Raw genomic sequence first — 21,393 nt, forward strand, 5'->3', positions numbered from 1 at the left:
CCCGGCAGAATACCGGGATCAGGCCCTACAGGAAGCCGCATAACGGCTACCATTAAACGCGTCCAAGTTTCGGGGCGCAGTTCAAAACGAGGCCGGGGCAAACGCGATCGTTGAGCGCTTACTCGAGCTCGAAGGCGCCCGTGTAGAGCTGGTAGTACACGCCCTTCTGGGCAATCAGGTCGTCGTGACTACCTCGCTCGATGATACGGCCGTGGTCCAGGACCATAATCGCGTCCGAGTTGCGCACCGTCGAGAGGCGGTGGGCGATCACGAAGACCGTGCGCCCCTCCATGAGGTTGTCCATGCCCTGCTGCACGAGGGCCTCGGTACGCGTGTCAATCGAGGAGGTGGCCTCGTCGAGGATCATCGCCGGTGGGTCGGCCACGGCGGCGCGCGCAATCGACAGGAGCTGAGCCTGGCCCTGCGAAAGGTTCGAGCCGTTGCCGGTCAGCATCGTGTCGTAGCCTTCGGGCAGGCGCCGGATGAAGGAGTCCGCGTTGGCCAGCTTCGCAGCGGCAATGCACTCCTCGTCCGTGGCGTCCAGACGGCCGTAGCGGATGTTCTCCATGACCGTGCCCGTGAAGAGCTTGACGTCCTGCAGGACGACGCCGAGGGAGCGACGCAGATCCGGCTTGTGGATCTTGTTGATGTTGATGCCGTCGTAGCGGATCTTGCCGTCGGCGATGTCGTAGAAGCGGTTGATCAGGTTCGTGATCGTCGTCTTGCCGGCGCCCGTGGCACCCACGAAGGCGATCTTCTGTCCGGGCTTCGCCCACAGGGAGATGTCGTGCAGGATCTGCTTCTCGCCGTCGTAGGAGAAGTCCACGTCCTCCATGACCAGCTCGCCACGTAGGCGCGTGTAGGTGACGGTGCCGTCGGCCTTGTGGGGGTGGCGCCACGCCCAGATTCCCATGCGTTCCTCGGTCGGCTCGAGAGTGCCGTCGGGCAGTTCGCGCGCACGCACGAGGGTCACGTAGCCCTCGTCCTCCTCGGGCTCCTGGTCGATGAGAGCGAACACGCGACCCGCGCCCGCCATACCCAAGGCGATCATCGGGACCTGCATGGACATCTGGCCGATCGTCTGTGAGAAGTTACGGACCATGCCCAAGAAGGACACGACCACGCCAACCGTGACGACATCGACGCCAAAGAGGTGAATGTTCGGAGTCTGCTCCAGGATCATGACGCCGCCGACGATAGCGATGACCACGTACATGATGTTGCCGATGTTGCCCAGGGCAGGCATCAGCACATTGCCGTAGATGTTCGCCTTCTCCGAGGAGTCGAAGAGCTTCTGGTTGTACTCGACGAACTCGTCCTTGGCGTCCTGCTCGTGGTTGAAGACCTGGATGACCTTCTGGCCATCCATCATCTCTTCGATGAAGCCTTCTTCGTCGGCGAGAGCAGCCTGCTGAGCCTTCATGAAGCGGCCCGACAGCCCGCCGAGCTTCCCGGTCAGGAAGGCCATGAGAGCGCCCACGATGAGGACAACGAGGAAGAGCCACACGGAGTAGTAGAGCATCGTGCCGATCAGGACGATGATCGTCAGGCCCGACTGGATGAGCGTCGGGATGGACTGGCCGATCAGCTGACGGATCGCGTCCGTGTCGTTGGTGAAGGTCGACATGATCGCGCCGTGCGGGTGCGTATCGAAGAATCGCAGGGGCAGGCGCTCCATGGAGTCGAACATGTCGTCGCGCATGTGCTTGAGCGTCCCCTGCGTCACGATCGCCATGGCGCGGGTGTAGATGAAGCTACCGATAACGCCGGCACTGAAGATGACGCCCATCGTGACGACGAGGCGCACCAGGGTGGCGCGCACCGCGTCGAAGCCGCTCTCCAGGCCCGGGGTCACGACGTTGTCGACGATCTGCTGCATGAAGATCGAGCCGACGGCCGAGGCCACGGCGGACGTAATGATGCACACGACGGTCAGGCTGATGCGCACCGGGTAGTGGCGGAACACGTAGGCCATGAGGCGGCCGAAGGGACGCTCGATACCCTCGAGCTTCTCCGACTCCTCCACGCGGGACTTATCCGCACGTGCCATGTCAAGCCACCTCGCTTTCGCTCGCGGCGTTCTGGGAATCGTAGATCTCTCTGTACTCCCCGCCCGCTGCCATCAGCTCCTCGTGGGTGCCCCGTTCCTTGATACGACCGTCGTCCAAGACGATGATCTGGTCGGCGTGGCTCACCGAGGAGAGGCGCTGGGCGATGATGATCGTCGTCGTGCCCGGGATTTCGCTCTCGAAGGCATGACGAATGAGCGAATCGGTCTTCGTGTCCACGGCGGAGGTGGAGTCGTCGAGGATGAGGATCTTCGGGTTCTTCAGCAGGGCGCGGGCGATGCACAGGCGCTGCTTCTGGCCGCCCGACACGTTGGTGCCGCCGCGGGAGATGACGTAGTCGTAGCCGCCGGGCAGCTGCTGGATGAACTCGTCGGCCTGCGCGAGCTTGCACGCATGCTCGATCTGTTCGTCGGTGGCGTCCGGGTTGCCCCAGCGCATGTTGTCTTTGATCGTGCCGGAGAACAGAACGTTCTTCTGCAGGACGACGGAGACCGCGTCGCGCAGCGCGCTCAGGTCGTAGTCGCGCACGTCGCGTCCGCCGACCTTCACGGATCCCTCAGAAACGTCGTAGATGCGGCAGATCAGCTGAATGAGTGAGGTCTTGGACGAACCGGTGCCGCCCACGATGCCGAGCGTCGAGCCCGACTCGATGCGCAGGTCGATGTCGGACAGTGCGTTCTCTTCGGCGCTCGCCGAATACTTGAAGGACACACCTTCGAAGACCACGGAGCCGTCCGGGACCTCGGTGGCGCCGTTGGCCGGGGAGGTGAGCGACGGTTCGTGGTTGAGGACCTCGGCGATACGGTGCGCGGACTCTGCGGCCATCGTCGTCATGACGAAGATGAAGGCGAGCATCAGCATGTGTGTCAGAATCTGGATGCCGTAGGTGATGAGGGCGGTCAGTCCGCCCTTCGTCAGCTCGGTCGCTCCCGAGTTGATGATGATCGAAGCGCCAACATAGTCGACGGCGACGATCGCGGCGAAGATGAAGAACATCATGACGGGGCTGTTGAGCGCAATGAGTTTCTCGGCGTTCGTGAAGTCTTTGCGTACGTCCTGCGAGGCGGCGCGGAACTTTGTGGTCTCGTGCTCCTCGGTGACGAAAGACTTGACCACGCGGATCGCTGCGACATTCTCCTGCACGGAGTTGTTCAGGGCGTCGTACTTCTTGAAGATGCGGCGGAAAATCGGGAAGGCGATGAGCACGATGGCTGCCAGGATGATGGCGAGAACCGGCACCATCCCGAGGAAGATGAGGGCCATCTGGACGTTGATGCGCCATGCCATCACGATGGAGAAGACGATCATGAGGGGCACGCGCACCGCGATACGAATGAGCATGCCGAAGGCGTTCTGAACGTTCGTGACGTCCGTCGTCATGCGCGTGACCAGCGAGGACGTGGAGAAGCGATCGATGTCCGCGAACGAGAAGTCCTGCACCTTGAAGAAGAGGTCCTGACGCAGGTTCTTCGCCAGGCCGACCGACGCGGTCGCCGCAAAACGCGCGGAGAGAATACCGCAGGCGAGCGACGCGAAGGCCAGTCCCGTGAGGATGAGGCCCAGGCGCATGACGGGACTCAGGGAGACCCCGTCGAGCGCGTCCACCAGCGTGACCATTGTCAGCGGGATCAGGCACTCGAGGATCACCTCCCCGATGATGAACAGCGGGGTCAGGATCGCGGGTTTCTTGAACTCGCGCAGACTCCCCACCAACGTTCGAATCGTCTTCATGTATCTCCTCTTCGTTCCCTACGGCATCTCATAGACGAGGCCGGGGCGCGCATTCAGCACCCGTGCAGCCTGCAGATGGTGATAAGTGCTTTTTCGATGGCGCGTTGCGGGTCTCGCGACGCGCCCTTTGTTTCGGCGTCCGCCGTGGCGATAGCAGCGAAGGCTCCTGCCAGTGAGGCGTCGGACCAGCCGCGCAGTTCCCGCCGGGCGCGGTCCACCTGCCAGGGGGCCATTTTGAGAGCGGATGCGGATCCGCCGATCGAGACCTTCGCCATGGCGCGGAACTTCATGGCCAAGGCGGTGACGAGCAGCTGGGGCGCGATACCGGTTGCGAAGGCGTGGCGTGCGAGCGTCAGGGCCTTCGCGGAATTGCCCGCGACGGCCGCGTCCGCGACGTCGTAGCCCGTGGCCTCGACGCGGCCAGCCTGGTAGCGTCGCACGTCCTCCAGGGTGATGCGCCCACTGACGTCGGAGAGCAGCTGGGCCAGGGCACCGGCCATCGAACGCGGGTCGTTACCCAGCGCATCGACGAGGGCCTGCTGGGCCTCGGTGTCCATCTGGCGGCGTGCGGTGCGCACGTCGGAGGCGATGAGTGCCAGCTTGTCGCGGTCGTTCTTAAGCGGTTCGGCGGGGATGACGGGCCATTTGGCTTTGGTGATCGTGTCGATGACCTTCTTGCCGCGGGCGTTACCCCCGGGGTGTGCCAGGAACATCCACACGTCGGGGGCAGGCGAAGCCGAGTATGCGATGAGGTCGTTCGCGAGGGCGTCGCTCATCGTTTCCAGGTCCCGGATGATGACCATGCGGGATTCACCGAAGAGCGAGGGCGAGGCGATGACGTCGAGCTGCCCGGCCTGGTAGGTGGCCGCGTTGATGTCGGTGCGCTCGAGGTTGGGGTCGGCCTCGTGGGCGAGGGCGCGCAGCTGGTCGAGGGCACGGTCGACGAGAAGGCCCTCGGGGCCTTTGATCAACACGATGGGTGCCAGCGTGATCTGGGCTGGCGCCGCCGGGCGCGAACCGCGTGCTGCCACGTCTTCCTGCCTTTCCGCTGAAACGGTAACTGTCTAAGTCTGCCACCGAGCGAGCTCATTTGCGTCCGTCTTGGCCGTGGGCGGACACTAGTCGTGGCAGGTGTCACGAGACCTTGACGATGCGCCCGCAGTAGGTGTCTGCCCCACTCATGGCCCTTGCTCATCGACGCTCGGGGCTCCCCATCTCTTCCATGCCCTCCACACGATCCATCCGCCGCCACAGCAGGCGTACACGCCCAGGACTGTCGAGGATCCACCGGGTACGTGCACCCCGTTTCCGGGCAGGGCGGCACACACGCGCGCTGCCCCCGCGATCCAGGCGGTCGCCCACGAAGCAACGACAGCGCATGCCGAGGCGGCGCGAATACTCAGCGGGGAGACGAGCGCGCCCGCGAGCCCCGCGACGGTCGCAACCGGAACGGCGGGCTCGGCCATGACGTTGGCGGCGATTCCCCACACCGGCACGTTCCCAGACAGTGAGACGATGATCGGCGCGGTCGCCAGCTCCGCGAAGGCGGGCACACACACCATCTCCGCCAGCCAACGCAGCGCTTTCCCGACGCCCGTGTCTCCTCGGATTCGTCGGAGGCACCGCCGCACCAGCGCCGCCGAGGGGCCGACGACCGCGAGCGCGGCAAGCGCCGACAGGGCGAATCCGTAGGAGCGGGAGGCCCAGGGGTCGATGAGGAGGGTGGCGATGACGACGGCGCAGAGGGCGGCGATGGATTGGCCCTCGCGTCCGAGAATGAGCCCGAGGGTGGCGACGGCTGCGACGCAGACGGAGCGCACGACGGAGGGGTCTGGTCCGACGAGGATGAGGATTGTGCCCAGGACGAGGATGGTAGCCCCGAGGCGTAGGGGTTTTCGCGCGGGGACGATGAGGGTGACGGTGGCGAGGACGATGACGATGTGGGATCCGGAGACGGCGGTGAGGTGGGTGAGGGAGGTTTTCTTCATCGCGTCGGACAGGTCTGCGGGCATCGCGCGGTCGTCTCCGATCGCCATGCCGGGGACGAGGGAGCGTGCGTCCCTGGGCAGTGGAGCGCATGCGTGGGCGAAGGCCCGGTGGGTGGAGCGCATCCAGGCGGACAGGCCACCGGGCCGCTCGATGAGCTGGGCACGCCTGACGCGTATGGTGCCCACCGATGGCGCGTCTGCTGCAAAGGTTGCGTCGAGGCTTCCCCAGACCTCGTAGACGTCGCCGCGCGCGGCATCCTGCCACCCGGGCGCGCGCACGAGCGCGGTGGCGTTCGAGGGGTGCCACTCCTCCCCCACGGAGACGGCCTCGATGCGCGCGCGGGCACTGCGTGTCGCGGAGAATCCGGACGAGGGCGGAGCCGGGTCGGCTTGGAGGACGAGGCGCGCATGGATAGGGCCGGAGTCGCGGCGGGCTGGGTCGGCGTCGTATTGGCGGCGGGCAGTGGATCCGACCGCGAGCGCGCAGGCGGTGCATGCGAGGAGGAGCGCGAGTCCGAGGCGAGCGGACCGGGGCGGGGTGAGGGCGTGTCTGGGTGTCTTCCGGCCTCGGTGTGAGCGCGCGTAGGAGGTGGTGCATCCGAGCGCGACGAGGGCGCACGCTCCGATCCATTCCCATGGAGCATAGTGGTCCGTCGCCCACCAGGTGGTGGCCCAGGTGGCGGCGGCTGCTGGTGCGAGACGCAGGTCGATCATGCGGGGAGCGCATTGGGGGTCACTCATCAGCACACACCCGGCCGGATCTTTTCGATGAGGGATGGGCCAATGCCGGGCACGTCGTCGAGCTCTTCGACGGAGGTCAGGCGTGGGTGTGTGGATCGATAGGAAATGATTCGCTGTGCGAGGGCCGGCCCAATGCCGGGAAGAGTCTGGAGCTCGGTCTCGGTCGCGGTGGCCAAGCGGACACAGGCCTGCGCGTCGGTGCCCGTCCCCGCAGACGCGGAAGGCGGTGACTCCCCCACGACGCCGACCCGTATCTGTTCCCCGTCGACAAGGATGCGGGCGAGGTTGATCGACTCCAGGTCGGCCTCGGGCGTTGCGCCTCCCGCCGCCGTGATGGCGTCGATGACTCGGGAAGAAGCTGGCAGGGTGAGCACCCCTGGGGACGCGACCGCGCCGGAGACGTAGACGACGACATCGTCGGCGTGTTCCCCTGCGGATGGTGGTGCGGACGGTGATGGGCCTGCCTCGATGGACGCGCCTTCGCTCTCTTCTCTCTCAGAGGAGGATTGGGCGAGGGCTTGGGAGTGCTCGCGTGTCGCTGCGTGCCTCCACACTCCCACCGCCGCAATCAGGACGATCACGGCGATCAGTGCGGCCATGGTCGTTCCTCCGGGTAGGAGGCGGGCGACGCTCGGCTCGGCGGGTTCATCGTCCTCAGTGAGGGCGCTGTCGTACACGGCTTTCGTCAGCACCGCCATGCGCCGACGAGCCAACCATCGTGACACGTTCATGCCCGCACGCTAACCCCGGCGAACGCCAGGAGCACACATGAAAACGAACCCCTGTGGATAACTGCGGTGCGCGCGCAGGGGTTGTGGACGAATCCCACACCCGAGCCACCCCGCATAACTCGCATGGGACCACGGTGCCAAGGGATACTGTTCCGGTAACGTCGAAGTACAGTGGCGCACCACGCCCAGAGCCGAAAGGCCACACCATGAGCGAGAACATCGAGGACCTCAAGGCACAGCTCGCCGCGGCGGAAGCAGCCGCGAAGGCCGCAGAGGCCGAGGCCGCCCGCGCGAAGGCGGAGGCCCTTCGCCTCCAGCTCGAAGCCGCAGGCACCCCGGCCGCAGACGCACCTGCCGCCACCGCCGAGGCCGAGACCGCGCAGGCGGAAGCTGCCCGCGCGACGGCCGACGAGCTGCGCACCCAGGTGGAGGCCGCCGAGTCCGCCCCGGCACCCGAGGCCCCCGCAGCCGAAGCACCCGCAGCCGCCCCGGCCTCGTCCCCGGCCCCCAGCGGCGAACTGTCGGCTTTCGCCACCCAGATCCAGGGCGCCTACTCCTGGGAGGTCCCCGCTGTCACGATCGGCACGCTCATTGACAACGGTGCGCGCGTGCCCGGCGTGAGCGCCAAGATGCCGCTGCCCATGTTCAACCGCCACCTCCTGGTCGCCGGCGCGACGGGCACGGGTAAGACCCGTACCCTCCAGCTCCTCGCCGAGGGGCTGTCCGCGAACGGCTCCTCCGTCCTTCTGTGCGACGTGAAGGGCGACCTGACGGGCCTGGCCGAGGCCGGCGTCAGCTCCGAGAAGCTCCTGAGCCGCACCGCGGCCAACGGTCAGGACTGGGCGTCCTCCTCGTTCCCGATCGAGCTGCTGAGCCTGGGTGGCGCGGATTCGCAGTTCCCGGGTGTGCCCGTGCGCGCCCAGGTCTCCGACTTCGGCCCGATCCTGCTCGCCCGCGCCCTCTCGCTGAACACGACGCAGGAGCAGGCCCTCCAGCTGATCTTCGCGTGGGCGGACGGCCAGGGCCTCGAGCTCATCGACCTGCCCGACCTGCGCGCCGTCATCTCCTTCCTGACCTCGGATGAGGGCAAGGACGAGCTGGCCACGATCGGCGGCGTCTCCAAGGCCACCGCCGGCGTCATTCTGCGCGCCCTGACCGCGCTCGAATCCCAGGGCGGCGGCCAGTTCTTCGGCGCCCCCGGCTTCGACACGGCCGACCTCATGCGCATGGATTCCACCGGCCGCGGCATCATCTCCCTGCTCGGCGTCGGCGATATTTCCTCGCGCCCCGCACTGGTCAGCGCCGTCATCATGTTCCTGCTCGCCAACCTCTTCTCCACCCTGCCCGAGGTCGGCGACGTCGAGCGCCCCAAGCTCGTGTTCTTCTTCGACGAGGCGCACCTGCTGTTTGCGGACGCCACCAAGGAGTTCGAGCGTCAGGTCGTCCAGACCGTTCGCCTCATCCGTTCCAAGGGCGTGGGTGTCGTCTTCGTGACGCAGACCCCCAAGGACATCCCCTCCGACGTCCTGGCCCAGCTCGGTTCGCGCATCCAGCACGGCCTGCGCGCCTCCACGCCGGACGACTTCAAGAAGCTCAAGGCCACGGTCCAGACCTTCCCGAAGACGTCGCTCGAACTCGACGAGGTCCTCACCACCCTGGGCACCGGCGAGGCCGTCGTGACCGTCCTGGATCCGAAGGGTAACCCGACTCCGGTCACGCCGGTCGGTATCTGGGCACCCGCCTCCGTCATGGGCCCCGCATCGGCCGACACGGTCGCGCGCATCAACCAGTCCAGCGTCATCATGGGCCGCTACCGCGACGCCGTGAACCCGGACTCGGCCGAGGAAAAGCTCGAGCGCCGCACGGCCGAGGCCCAGGCCGCCCGCGAGGAAGCCCTCGCGCAGGAGGAGGCAGCCAAGGAGGCCGAGCGCGCGCAGAAGGAGGCCGAGAAGGAGGCCGAGCGCGCCGCCAAGGAGGCAGAGAAGGCCGCCGCCAAGGAAGAGGCCGCCCGCCAGAAGGAAATGGAGAAGCTGCGCCGCCAGGTCGAGAAGCAGCAGGAGAAGGAAGAGGCCGCCCGCCAGCGCGCCGCCGAACGCCGCACCCGCCAGGTTGAAAACGTCCTCGGATCCGTCCTGCGCACCGCCGGCCGCGAGATCACGCGCTCCATCTTCGGCACGCGCAAGCGCTGAGACTTCCGATTTTTCGGCACGAGGCCGGGGCTGAGGACTCCTTCCGAGGGGGCTCGGCCCCGGCCTCGTCTCACAGTGCGGCCACTGTGCCAAGAAAAGGCAAAGTGGAGTAAGCTGCATCGCAATCGACCAATGTGAGTGGGAGACCCTGATGCGTATCGGATTCATCGGAACGGGAGCCATGGCCCAGGCCATCGCTCGCGGTGCCGTCGCGTCCGGCGTCGATCCCGCGACCCTGGTCTTCTCCAACCGCACGGCCGCCAAGGCCTGCGACCTCGCCGACGAACTCGGCGCGACAGCCGCTTCCTCGAACGCCTCCCTGGCCCGCCAGGTCGACATCGTCATCCTGGCGGTCAAGCCCAAGGACCAGCGCGCGGTCATCAAGGAGATCTCCCCCATCGTGGTCGGTCGCACCGACGTCTGCGTCGTCTCCCTGGCGGCGGGGCGCACCCTCGACCAGATCACCACTGACTTCGGCGCGGGCATCCCGCTCGTGCGCGTCATGCCGAACGTTGCGGCCACCGTCGGGCAGTCCATGACCGCCCTAACGGCCGCGCGCGCCACCGACGCACAGGTCGCAGCCGTCCGATCCCTCATGGATTCGGTGGGCCGCACCATCCTCATCGACGAGGACTATTTCCCCGTGTTCCAGGCCCTGGCCTCGTGCTCTCCGGCCTGGTATTTCCAGATTGTTGATTCTTTCGCCCGCGCCGGTCTCAAGCACGGCCTGTCCAAGGACACCGCCGTCGAGATCGCCGCGCAGGCGATGGCGGGAGCCGCTGCACTGCTCCTCGCTGAGCGCGAGGCGGGCACGATCCCCGCGCAACTCATTGATCGGGTGACGAGCCCCGGCGGCACCACAATCGCAGGATTGCTGGCCGCCGAGGAAGGTGGTTTGTCGACCGCACTGGTAGGTGCCGTCGACGCATCCATCCACGCCGACTCCCATCTCGGCTGACACCACCTGCCGCACAGCGGCTTACCTCCCCCTTGTTTGGCGCACCCGCGCACCCTCAACACAGGAACACACATGTTGCTCTTCAACGCAGTCGTGCTCTCCGTGCTCGTCATGCTGATCCTCAGCGTCGCACGCGTGCACGTCATCATTTCCCTCTTCATTGCCTCGCTCGTGGGCGGCCTGGTCGCCGGCATGGGCGTGTCCGGCACGATGGTCGCCTTCCAGGACGGCCTCGCCGGCGGCGCGAAGATCGCCCTGTCCTACGCCCTCCTCGGCGCGTTCGCCATGTCGGTCGCCCACTCCGGATTGCCGCGCCTGCTGGCGAACTGGATCATCAAGAAGCTGCGCAATGCCGATGAGTCAAACTCGGCGCGCGTGGCCCGCTCCGCCAAGTGGGGCATCCTCGGCGGCGTCCTCGTCATGGGCGTCATGAGCCAGAACCTCATCCCGATTCACATCGCGTTCATCCCTCTGCTGGTGCCCCCGCTCATCGGCGTCATGAACGAGCTGAAGATGGACCGCCGTCTGGTCGCCTGTGCGATCACCTTCGGCATCGTCACCACCTACATGTTCGTACCGATCGGCTTTGGCCGTATCTTCCTGCACGACATTCTCTACAAGAACATCGAGGAAGCCGGCATGGCCGTCGAGGGCGTCGTCAACCCGATGGCCGCCATGGCGATCCCCGCAGCCTCGATGGCAGTGGGCTGTGCCATCGCCCTGCTCGTCTCCTACCGCAAGCCGCGCGAATACGAGCAGCGCGAGACCTCCTTCAGCGCCACCGACGATAAGCCCGTCAACATGGTGAAGGTGTGGGCTGCCGTCGTGGCCCTCGTCGCCTGCTTCGTCATCCAGGCTGTCCTGACCAAGATGGACTCCGAGGCCGACCCGCTGCTCGTGGGCGCCCTCGTGGGTCTGTGCATGATGCTCGGCATGCGCGTCGTGCCCTGGCAGCAGGCCGACGACGTGTTCAGCGGCGGCATGAAGATGATGAGCCTCATCGGCCTCATCATGATCACCGCCCAGGGCTACGCCTCGGTCCTGAAGGCCTCCGGACAGATCGAGCCCCTCGTCCAGCAGACCTCCGCGATGTTCAACGGTTCGAAGTCCCTGGCCGCGGTCATCATGCTGGTGGTCGGCCTGATCATCACAATGGGCATCGGCTCGTCCTTCTCGACCCTGCCGATCATTTCGGCGATCTACGTGCCCCTGTGCATCGCGCTGGGCTTCTCCCCCATGGCGACGGTCGCCCTCATCGGCACCGCGGGCGCTCTGGGCGACGCCGGTTCTCCCGCGTCCGACTCGACGCTTGGCCCAACAGCCGGTCTCAACATCGACGGTCAGCACGACCACATGCGAGACACGGTCATCCCCGAGTTCATCCACTACAACATTCCGCTGTTGGTCGGTGGCTGGGTCGCGGCGATGGTCCTCTGATTCCGTCGTTCTTCTCTACGAGGCCGGGGCCGGGTTGCACGAATGCGTGACCTGGCCCCAGCCTCGTTATACGCCCAGGTAGGTGGTCGCGACCTCGTGGAGGACCTCGGCGGTCGCACGTACGTCCGCCAGGGCGATGTGTTCGTCATGCGCGTGCAGCTGGGAGTACACCTGTCCCAGGCTCGCCCCGCTGTCCACGGCCCCGAAGCCGTACCCGATACCCCCACGTCTGCGGGCCACGCGCAGGTCGGTGCCGCCGGGGAAGAGGACGGGGACGACGCGCGTGCCCGGGTATCGCTGTGTCAGCGCCGCTTCGATGGCCCGGTACAGGTCGGTGTCGATCGACGAGGCCGTGGCTGCCTCACACAGGAGGCGTTCGATAGTCACGTGCTCGGCGAGGTCGCCGAGGGCTGCCGCAATAGCGGCGTCCACGTCATCGTCGTCGATGCCGGGCAGCGTGCGGATGTCGAGCTCAAGGGTGGCGTGGGAGGGCATGACGTTGATGGGGCCGCCCGAGTGGGCGACCGTCTGGGCGACGGTCACGTGGGAGATCGCGTGGGCGAACGCCGCCAGGTCCTCGAACTCGGAGTAGTCGCCCTCGTAGGTGCCGTTGATGAGGCTCGTTTCGGTCGTTTCGTCGAACTCGAAGGCACGCACGAAGGACGCCCAGACCTCGTCCGTGGCGGTGGGCCAGCGGGCGGCGGACAGCGCCGCACTCACCTGAGAGAGCCGCTCGACGGCGCTCGTGCGCCCCAGCGGAACAGAGCCATGGCCAGCGTCGCCCCGAATGTGCAGGCGGCGCTGGGCGGCGCCCTTTTCGCCGACGACCACGACGACGCTGTCGCCTCCGCGGCGCCCGTGAATGTGTGCTCCTCCCATTTCGGACAGGGCAGCGTCCCACGGGAGGGCGTCCGCCCTGTGCTCGCCGATCCACGGGACGCCGAGTCCTCCTCGCGCTTCCTCGTCAGCGGCGGCCACGAACACTAGGGAACGCGCGGGAGGATTGCCGTCCTGGGCGCGGCGCGCGACCTCGCGGGTGACGACGGCCATCGCGGCGGTCAGGTGGAGCATGTCGACGGTGCCGCGCCCCCACATGACGTCGTCCTCGATCTGCGCGCCGAAAGGATCGCGCGTCCACTTGGCCGTATCCACGGGCACGACGTCCGTGTGCCCGAGGAGGGTCAGCGGCGTGCCGGTGCTGCTGGGATCCGCACCCTCGACCGTGACCACGAGGGTAGTGCGCCCCGGGTGCGGGGTGATCCGTTCGATTGACACGGGCAGGCCCGCGAAGAAGTCCTCGAGGAGGTCGGCGGCGCGCTCTTCTCCGCCCGAGTCGGCGGTCAAGTCGTTGACGCAGCCCAGGCGCACCAGGCGCCCCAACAGGTCGACGGTCTGCTCGCCCAGCGATTGCGTAGTCACGATGATCCCCTTCCCAGCGGGGGCCTCGTCCCGGCTCCCCTGCCTGACACCACGGTATCCCCACGCACTTCACTTCACCCGACCGCGCCACGAGGGGAACTTTTGTAACGGCGCGTGTGAGCAACGCGCCGGGCGCTACAAGGCCCAGCATTGGACCGAAATGCATGGGGAAACGTAGGCTAGTGGGGCAAACAGTCCACGACTCGGATGGAGACAACTCAATTATGGCCATGAACACCCGTGCGCAGGCGCCTCGCGTGCCCGACCGCGCCGCCCCCGAAGGCCTCGAAGCCAAGTGGGGTGAGGCCTGGGAAAGCCAGGGCACCTTCGCTTTTGACCGCACCGCGACGCGCGAGCAGGTGTACTCGATCGACACTCCCCCGCCGACGGTATCCGGCTCCCTGCACATCGGCCATGTTTTCTCCTACACGCACACCGACGTCGTGGCCCGCTACCAGCGCATGATCGGCAAGTCCGTGTTCTACCCGATGGGTTGGGACGACAACGGCCTGCCGACCGAGCGCCGCGTGCAGAACTACTTCGGCGTTCGCGTGGATGCGACGCTGCCCTACGACCCCGACTTCGAGCCCCCGCACGTGGGCGGCGACGGCAAGTCGATCAAGGCTCGCGACCAGAAGCCGATTTCCCGTAAGAACTTCGTGGAGCTGTGCGAGCGCCTCACCCAGGAAGATGAGGCTCAGTTCGAGGCGCTGTGGCGCTACCTGGGCCTGAGCGTGGACTGGAAGCAGAACTACCAGACGATCGGCGCGCGTGCGCGCAAGGTCGCCCAGGCTGCGTTCCTGCGCAACCTGGCGCGCGGCGAGGCCTACCAGGCCGAGGCCCCGGGCCTGTGGGACGTCACCTTCCAGACGGCGGTCGCCCAGGCTGAGCTGGAGAGCCGCGAGTACCCGGGCTTCTACCACCGCCTGGCCTTCCACATCACCGACGCCGAGGCCGCCGCGAAGGCTGCCGCCGCCGGCGCGCCCGTCGAGGACGGCGTGGACGTGTGCATCGAGACGACGCGTCCCGAGCTGCTGGCCGCCTGCGTCGCCCTGATCGCCCACCCGGACGACGAGCGCTACAAGCCGCTGTTCGGCACGACGGTCGCCTCCCCCGTGTACGGCGTCGAGGTGCCGATCCTGCCTCACCCCGAGGCGGAGATGGACAAGGGCGCGGGCATCGCCATGTGCTGTACCTTCGGCGACACGACCGACATCGACTGGTGGCGTGACCTGGAGCTGCCGCTGCGCGCGATCCTTCGCAAGGACGGCCGCATCATCACCGAGACCCCCGAGTGGATCACCACCGATGCGGGCCGCGCGGCATTCGAGGAGATCACCGGTAAGACGACGTTCTCCGCGCGCGAGGCCGTGGTGGCCGCCCTGCGTGAGTCGGGCGAGCTGAAGGGCGAGCCGACCAAGACGATGCGTCAGACCAACTTCTTCGAGAAGGGCGACAAGCCCCTCGAGATCGTCACCTCGCGCCAGTGGTACATCCGTAACGGTGGCCGCGCGTGGACGAACCCGGCCTCGGGCAAGGACCTGAACGAGGAGCTCATTGGCCGCGGCCGCGAGCTGGAGTTCCACCCCGACTTCATGCGCGTGCGCTACGAGAACTGGGTGAAGGGCCTGAAGGGCGACTGGCTGGTCTCCCGTCAGCGCTTCTTCGGCGTGCCGTTCCCGCTGTGGTACCGCGTGGACGCGGACGGCCAGGTCAACTACGACGACATCATCACCCCGTCTGAGGCCGCTCTGCCGGTCGACCCGTCGACGGACATTCCGGAGGGCTACACGGAGGATCAGCGCGGCGTCGCCGGCGGCTTCGTGGGCGAGCTGGACATCATGGACACGTGGGCGACGTCCTCGCTGTCCCCGCAGCTGGCGTGTGGCTGGCTGGATGACGAGGACCTGTTCGCTCGCACGTACCCGATGGATCTGCGCCCGCAGGGTCAGGACATCATCCGTACGTGGCTGTTCTCCACCGTGGTGCGCGCGGACCTGGAGTTCGGTGCGCTGCCGTGGAAGCACGCGGGCCTGTCGGGCTGGATCCTGGATTCGGACCACAAGAAGATGTCGAAGTCCAAGGGCAACGTCGTGACCCCGATGGGCATCCTGGAGAAGTACGGTTCGGATGCCGTGCGTTACTGGGCGGCGTCGGCTCGCCTGGGCCTGGATGCGGCGTTCGACGAGCAGCAGATGAAGATTGGTCGCCGCCTGGCGATCAAGGTGCTGAACGCGTCGAAGTTTGCGCTCACGATGGGCGGCGAGGGCGCGGCGATCGATCTGGATCCGGCGCTGGTGACGGTGCCGCTGGATCGTTCGGTGCTGGCGGCGCTGGCCTCCGTCATTGACGAGGCCTCGGCTGCCCTGGCGTCCTACGAGCACTCTCGCGCGCTGGAGGTCACGGAGTCGTTCTTCTGGACGTTCTGCGACGACTACCTGGAGCTGGTCAAGGAGCGCGCCTACAACCGTGATGGCGCGTGGGACGAGGCCTCGGCCGCGTCTGCCCGTGCGGCTCTGGCGATCGTCATTGATAACGTCGTGCGCCTGCTGGCCCCCTACCTGCCGTACGTGACGGAAGAGGTGTGGAGCTGGTACCGCGAGGGCTCCGTGCACACCGCTCCGTGGCCGGTCGTGTCCGACCTGGCTGGCGTCGAGGGCGATCCCTCGGTGCTCGAGGCCGCGTCCTCTGCTCTGATCGCGCTGCGTCGCGTCAAGTCTGAGGCGAAGGTGTCGCCGCGTACGCCGTTCCTGGCGGTGACGGTGCGTGCCCCGCAGGCTCAGGTGGAGGCCCTGGAGTCCGTGAAGGGCGACCTGGAGGCCGCATCCAAGGCCGTGGGCGCCCTGACCGTGGCTGCCTCCGATGACGCTGAGGCCACCGAGGCCGTCGTCGAGTCCTTCGAGCTGGGTGAAGCTCCTGCGAAGCGCAAGGGCTGAGCGTTAGGCTGCTAGGGGGCCGCCCGTGGAACACCACGGGCGGCCCCCTTGTCTGTCTCAAGCACGGAAAGACACAGCTGTTAGTCCAGCATCAGCTCGCGGAGAAGGCGACATCACGTCGTTCTGGCGCCCGAAGTCATGAACATGCCACCACGAAACAACACGCAATCTCCTAACAACTTGTACAATTAGTACATGTCAACAGCTACGCTTTCTGATTTTCGCCAGAACCAGGCTCATTACATCGCCGCCGCCCAAGTCGAACCCGTCGAGCTGCGCTCGCGCGGCGCACAGACCCGCGCAGTCCTGGTCTCTCCCGCTTTCTACGAAGAGGCAATCGCTGCCCTCGAAGCACGGCGGGAAGCCCGCGAGCGCGAGGAATACGAGACGTGGCTCCGCGAGAACGCTCTACCCGCCCTCGAACACTACCTTGAGCACCCGGAAACTGCGCACACTCTCGATGAGCTGACTGCTGCATGGGGACTGAAGTAGTGGCACCCCAACGACGCCTTGCTATTGGCGATACTGCATACCGCGACCTCGTCAACTTTCGCGGCGAACTTCTGACCCTCACGGGCTCAGAACAGACAACTGATGCTTACCTCGCTGCCCTACGCGATTTTCTATCCCGTCTCGCTGAGTTCCCTCATCGCGGTGAAGCGCGTCCCGATCTTCACCCATCAATCCGTGCGATCGGTTTTCGCCAGCGGCTTCGCATCGTTTTCGCCGTCATGGAGGATCAGGTACTCATACTCGCCGTGCAATCTGCGAGGCAAGGGCGAGTTACCCTACCCGAACCTGTCTATCAGTTCCTTGAGGTCCTTGACGGCGACGTCAGGTAGCACAAACAGCATCCTCAGTTTGAGAGTTTTACTCCCCCACCCTACGGTCGCGTAGGATAGGGGTAGCAACAGCTGCGCCGCTGGCCCCGTCCCGCGGCGCACACCGCCCAGCGACCAGGGAGCACGCATGACCGAGAAGGAAACCCCGGCCTCGTCCAACGACGACGAGACGGCCCAGGCGCAGACGACCACCGAAGCCCTCGAGTGGCACGCCCCCGTCCTGGTGCGCATCGACGAGCACACGACGATCCCCCACCTGCTCAAAGAACGCGTGCAGCGCGGTGCCACCCGCCCGCTGATCCTGCGCAAGATCGGCATCGGCGACACGTGGCGCTCCATCACGGCGCGCGAGTTCTACGACGAAGTCCACGCGCTCGCCGCCGGCCTCATCGCCCGAGGCCTCGAGCCCGGCGACCGGGTCGCCATCATGAGCCGCACCCGCTACGAGTGGACGCTCCTCGACTTCGCGTGCTGGGCGGCCGGCCTCGTCCCCGTGCCCATCTACGAGACCAGCTCCATCGACCAGGTCGCCCACGTCCTCGTCGACGCGGACGTCACCCTCATCATCACCGAGACCGTGTCCATGGCGGAGATCGTGCGCGCGGCAGCCGAGAGAGAAAACCGGGACAACACGCACGTCTTCTCCCTGGACTCCGAGGCCATCGAGACCCTCATCGCGGACGGCGCGGCCACCCCGCGCGAGCGAGTCCTCGCCCGCTCGGAAGCCCTCACGAAGGACGACATCGCAACCATCGTCTACACGTCGGGCACGATGGGCACGCCCAAGGGAACGGTCCTGAGCCACGAGAACTTCACGAACCTGTGCCTGAACGCCCACTCGTGGATGCCGGAGATCGCAGCGGGCAAGGACTCGCGCCTGCTCCTCTTCCTGCCCCTCGCCCACGTGTTCGCGCGCTTCCTGCAGGTCTTCCAGATCAGCGGCAACGGCGTCCTCGGCCACGCCTCCAACATCAAGAATCTGCTCAACGACCTGGCGTCGTTCAAGCCGAGCTACCTCCTGGTGGTCCCGCGCGTCCTGGAGAAGATCTACAACTCGGCGGACACGAAAGCCTCCGGCCCCAAGCGCAAGATCTTCCGCTGGGCGGCCAAGGTCGCGATCGCCTACTCCCAGGCCCTCGACACTGAGGAGGGCCCGACCTCGTCGCTCAAGGCCCAGCACGCCCTGGCGGACAAGCTCGTCTACCAGCAGATCATCCGCCTGGTGGGCGGCAACGCGGACTACATCGTGTCGGGCGGCGCTCCCCTGGCGACCTGGCTCGCGCACTTCTATCGCGGCATCGGCATCCCCGTCCTGGAGGGCTATGGCCTGACCGAGACGGTCGGCCCGGTCTCCGTCAACACACCCCGCCTATCCAAGATCGGCACCGTGGGCCCGGCCCTGCCGCCCATGTCCTTCAAGATCAGCGACGAGGGCGAGATCCTGCTCAAGGGCTCGAGCGTCTTCCAGCGCTACCACAACGACCCAGGCGCCACGGCCGCCTGTTTCACCGACGACGGCTGGTTCCGCACGGGCGACCTGGGGTCCCTGGACCGCGACGGCTACGTGTCCATCACGGGCCGCGCGAAGGAGATCATCGTGACGGCGGGCGGCAAGAACGTCGCCCCGGCCGCCCTCGAAAACCCGATGCGCTCCCACCCGCTCATCTCCCAGGTCCTCGTCGTGGGCGACCAGAGGCCCTTCATCGCCGCGCTCATCACGCTGGACGCGGAGATGCTCCCCGATTGGCTCGCCGCCCACTCGCTGCCCCCGATGAGCGTCGCCGAGGCGGCCACGAACGTCGAGGTCCTGGCCTCCCTGGAAAAAGCGGTGGCCTCCGCGAACGAGCACGTCTCGCGCGCCGAGTCGATCCGCAAGATCAAGGTCCTCACCACCGACTTCACGGAGGCGAACGGCCTGCTCACGCCCTCGCTGAAGGTCAAGCGCCTGGAGGCCACGCGCCGCCTCGCGCCCGTCATCGACGAGATCTACGGCGGCCCCGTGCAGGACTGACGCGCCCACGAACGAGGCCGTGGCCGGCTCGCGCTCCCCCGATCGGTATCGGGGTTGGCGAGCCGGCCACGGCTTTTGTGGGTGAGCGACCTACTGCGAAGCGAGAGCCGCTGTGGGCGGCGTGCGAGCCGCTCGGATCGCGGGGTAGAGCCCGGCGACGGCGCCGATGAGGAGGGTTGCGCCGAGGCCTGCGGCGATCACCCACCAGTGCAGGGTGGGCGGCCAGCCGTACGCGTAGCACATGCCCCAGGTGACGCCCGCGCCGATGAGGCATCCGGCAAGTCCTCCAAGGAAGGACAGGAGCAGGGCTTCGGCCAGGAACTGCACGGTGATGTGCCCCCGCTTGGCGCCCAGAGACCGGCGCAGGCCGATCTCTTTGCGGCGTTCCAGGACGGAGATGATCATCGTGTTGGCCACGCCGATGCCGCCAACGAGCAGGGCGATTGAGCCGACACCCGCGAGCAGCGTCGTGAGGGTCTGGTCAGCCGCGTTCTGGGCGGCCAGCGCGTCGGAGGGGCGCGAGACCTTCAGGCCGGTGGCCCCCTGCGGGGCGAGCGTGGGACCGAGGAGCTCGCGCACGTTCTCCACCTGGTCCTCGGATGAGCGCTCGTAGATCATCGTGGGTGTCTTGCCCGCGTCGAAGTACGTGCCCGCGGCGGGAACGCCAATGAGCGCGGCGTTATCGAGTTCCTCGGCCAAGGGAGCCGGATCCATGATGCCCAGGACGGTGAAGGACATGCCGCCCAGCCACACCTGGGTACCCGGCTCGACGACGCCGAGCAGCTGCGCGGCCTTCGAGCCCAGGACGACACCCGGGTACTTCGCGGTGGCATCGTTGAGCCACGCGCCCTTCTTCATGGTCCCGGAGACGACCTTCAGGAGGTTCGTGTCGGCTGCCATCGTGATAATGCCGCCAGTCGCGTTCGAGTCGGACAGGCGCGAGCGGTACACGGAGACGCCGCTCAGCGCCGACGTGGACGCCGCGTCGGTGACGCCCGGGATCATACGCGTGCGTCCGACGGAGTCCTCGGGCAGGATGAGGTCCGTTCCCGACAGGTCCGCGCCGCTACGCGCGGTCAGCATGTTGGTGCCGAGCGCCCGCAGCTGTTCTTGCAGGCGGGCCTGAGAAGACGCCGAGACGCCGACGACGCCGACCATGGCCGCGATGCCGATCGCGATGCCGAGCGCCGAGAGGATGGCTCGCATGGGGCGGGCCCGCAGGCCCGTCAGGCCCAGCCGCGCGACGTCCGAGAGGCGCAGCGCAGAGCGGCCGGTACCCGTGTTCTTCTTACTCGCCATGGTCACCTCCCGGGTGCGCGGAGTCGGAAACGATCTCGCCATCGCGGATGGCGATCTGCCTGGGCAGCGAGGCCGCCAGGTCATTGTCATGGGTGATCACGATGATGGTCGTGCCGGCCTCGTTCAGCTCGCGCAGAAGGGCGACGATGGACGCGCCCGAGCGCGAGTCGAGGTTTCCGGTGGGTTCGTCGGCGAGCAGCAGGGCCGGGTGCCCGATGATGGCACGAGCGATGGCGACGCGCTGGCGCTCGCCACCCGACATCTGGTGGGGCTTGTGGTCCATGCGGTGCCCGAGGCCCACGCGGGTCAGGGCCTCACGCGCGGCCTCGCGTCGCTTGGAGCGCGGCACCCCCCGGTAGAGCAGTCCGTCCGCGACGTTGTCGAGGGCGGACACGCCGGCGGTGAGGTGGAACTGCTGGAAGACGAATCCGATCAGCGAGGAGCGCACTCCCGACAGTTCGGTGTCACGCAGGGAGGACACGTCCGTGCCGTTGATGCACACGCTGCCCGAGGTGGGCCGATCCAGCGTTCCGATGAGGTTGAGCAGGGTGGATTTTCCTGAGCCGGATGGCCCGACGATGGCGACAAACTCGCCCTCGTCAACGGCCAGGGACACTCCGTTACAGGCGTGCACGGGCGGGCTGCCGAAGGACCGGTGCACGTCGGTCAGTTGCAGGATGTGGCTCATCGGTTGGGCACCACCACGCGCTGCCCTTCGGAGATCTCGTCGCCACTCACCTCAACGCGGTCGCCCGCGAACAGGCCGACGGTGACGGGAACCCGACGAATCTCGCCCTTCTCGTCCACGACCTCGACGCCGAACTGATCAGCGCTGAGGGCCACGAGCGCGCCGAGGGGCACGGACAGCACGCCGGTGCGGGTCTCGGAGGTCAGGCCCAGGGAGACCGAGGCCTCCTGGAGCCCTTCGAGGGCGGCGGGGTCGTCGGGGGTGATGGTGACCGGGATGATCCGCTCTTTGTTGGCATCCTTGCTGCCTTCTTCGCTGGCCTTCTCGCGCGGTGGCTCAACCGAGGTAATCGTC

General features: G+C 66.9%; 15 protein-coding genes and 1 pseudogene. 7 read left to right on the plus strand and 9 right to left on the minus strand.

Annotation, left to right across the window (positions count from 1 at the left end):
- Positions 1-118: 118 nt before the first annotated feature.
- From CYJ22_RS06370 to CYJ22_RS06390, 5 genes are all read right to left on the minus strand, one after another.
- Positions 119-2,050 carry an ABC transporter ATP-binding protein gene (locus CYJ22_RS06370; protein ID WP_007588201.1) on the minus strand — a complete coding sequence of 644 codons (1,932 nt, stop codon included), beginning with the start codon at positions 2,048-2,050 and terminating at the stop codon, positions 119-121.
- Position 2,051: 1 nt separating this feature from the next.
- Positions 2,052-3,800, minus strand: coding sequence for an ABC transporter ATP-binding protein (locus CYJ22_RS06375; protein ID WP_101601938.1), 1,749 nt, complete (start codon positions 3,798-3,800; stop codon positions 2,052-2,054).
- Positions 3,801-3,853: 53 nt separating this feature from the next.
- Positions 3,854-4,831 carry a DNA polymerase III subunit delta gene (holA, locus tag CYJ22_RS06380; RefSeq protein WP_101601940.1) on the minus strand — a complete coding sequence of 326 codons (978 nt, stop codon included), beginning with the start codon at positions 4,829-4,831 and terminating at the stop codon, positions 3,854-3,856.
- Between the two features lie 147 nt (positions 4,832-4,978).
- Positions 4,979-6,529, minus strand: coding sequence for a ComEC/Rec2 family competence protein (locus CYJ22_RS06385; RefSeq protein WP_243390467.1), 1,551 nt, complete (start codon positions 6,527-6,529; stop codon positions 4,979-4,981).
- Positions 6,529-7,260, minus strand: a complete 732-nt coding sequence (locus tag CYJ22_RS06390; RefSeq protein ID WP_243390468.1) for a ComEA family DNA-binding protein — start codon at positions 7,258-7,260, stop codon at positions 6,529-6,531. The genes CYJ22_RS06385 and CYJ22_RS06390 overlap by 1 nt, the downstream gene beginning before the upstream one ends.
- Before the next feature lie 206 nt (positions 7,261-7,466).
- Between CYJ22_RS06390 and CYJ22_RS06395 the strand changes: the two genes are divergently transcribed.
- From CYJ22_RS06395 to CYJ22_RS06405, 3 genes are all read left to right on the plus strand, one after another.
- Positions 7,467-9,449 (plus strand): helicase HerA-like domain-containing protein, encoded by a 1,983-nt coding sequence (locus CYJ22_RS06395; RefSeq protein WP_101601946.1) that lies wholly within the window; start codon positions 7,467-7,469, stop codon positions 9,447-9,449.
- A 151-nt stretch (positions 9,450-9,600) separates the two neighbouring features.
- On the plus strand, positions 9,601-10,407 hold the full coding sequence (gene proC / locus CYJ22_RS06400; protein WP_101601948.1) for a pyrroline-5-carboxylate reductase: 807 nt from the start codon (positions 9,601-9,603) through the stop codon (positions 10,405-10,407).
- A gap of 72 nt (positions 10,408-10,479) precedes the next feature.
- On the plus strand, positions 10,480-11,844 hold the full coding sequence (locus CYJ22_RS06405) for a Na+/H+ antiporter family protein (RefSeq protein ID WP_101601950.1): 1,365 nt from the start codon (positions 10,480-10,482) through the stop codon (positions 11,842-11,844).
- Positions 11,845-11,910: 66 nt separating this feature from the next.
- Here the strand turns inward: CYJ22_RS06405 and CYJ22_RS06410 are convergent, their stop codons facing one another.
- Positions 11,911-13,263, minus strand: coding sequence for a M20/M25/M40 family metallo-hydrolase (locus tag CYJ22_RS06410; protein WP_101601952.1), 1,353 nt, complete (start codon positions 13,261-13,263; stop codon positions 11,911-11,913).
- A gap of 224 nt (positions 13,264-13,487) precedes the next feature.
- On the opposite strand from CYJ22_RS06410, the gene valS reads away from it, so the two are divergent.
- The 4 genes from valS (at position 13,488) to CYJ22_RS06430 (ending at position 19,052) form a co-directional block, all read left to right on the plus strand.
- Complete coding sequence (gene valS / locus CYJ22_RS06415; protein ID WP_101601955.1) at positions 13,488-16,199, plus strand: valine--tRNA ligase; 2,712 nt, start codon at positions 13,488-13,490, stop codon at positions 16,197-16,199.
- Between the two features lie 195 nt (positions 16,200-16,394).
- The gene (locus tag CYJ22_RS06420) at positions 16,395-16,691 is read left to right on the plus strand and encodes a toxin-antitoxin system antitoxin subunit (RefSeq protein WP_101601956.1); all 297 of its coding nucleotides are present in this window, start codon (positions 16,395-16,397) and stop codon (positions 16,689-16,691) included.
- Positions 16,676-17,041 carry a type II toxin-antitoxin system RelE/ParE family toxin gene (locus CYJ22_RS10450; RefSeq protein ID WP_101601958.1) on the plus strand — a complete coding sequence of 122 codons (366 nt, stop codon included), beginning with the start codon at positions 16,676-16,678 and terminating at the stop codon, positions 17,039-17,041. Before CYJ22_RS06420 ends, CYJ22_RS10450 begins: the two co-directional genes overlap by 16 nt.
- A 127-nt stretch (positions 17,042-17,168) precedes the next feature.
- Entirely contained in the window at positions 17,169-19,052 is a 1,884-nt protein-coding gene (locus CYJ22_RS06430; RefSeq protein WP_101601960.1) for an AMP-dependent synthetase/ligase, read from the plus strand.
- Between the two features lie 90 nt (positions 19,053-19,142).
- Here the strand turns inward: CYJ22_RS06430 and CYJ22_RS06435 are convergent, their stop codons facing one another.
- The 3 genes and pseudogenes from CYJ22_RS06435 to CYJ22_RS10180 all read right to left on the minus strand — a co-directional run.
- Complete coding sequence (locus tag CYJ22_RS06435) at positions 19,143-20,351, minus strand: ABC transporter permease (protein WP_101601962.1); 1,209 nt, start codon at positions 20,349-20,351, stop codon at positions 19,143-19,145.
- Positions 20,341-21,039 (minus strand): ABC transporter ATP-binding protein, encoded by a 699-nt coding sequence (locus tag CYJ22_RS06440; protein ID WP_101601964.1) that lies wholly within the window; start codon positions 21,037-21,039, stop codon positions 20,341-20,343. The genes CYJ22_RS06435 and CYJ22_RS06440 overlap by 11 nt, the downstream gene beginning before the upstream one ends.
- Positions 21,036-21,393, minus strand: a pseudogene (locus CYJ22_RS10180) (peptidoglycan-binding protein); the annotation flags it as partial. The gene CYJ22_RS06440 and the pseudogene CYJ22_RS10180, both read right to left, overlap by 4 nt.

The organism is Schaalia odontolytica (assembly GCF_002847525.1).
Classification (GTDB): Bacteria; Actinomycetota; Actinomycetes; order Actinomycetales; family Actinomycetaceae; genus Pauljensenia; species Pauljensenia odontolytica_B.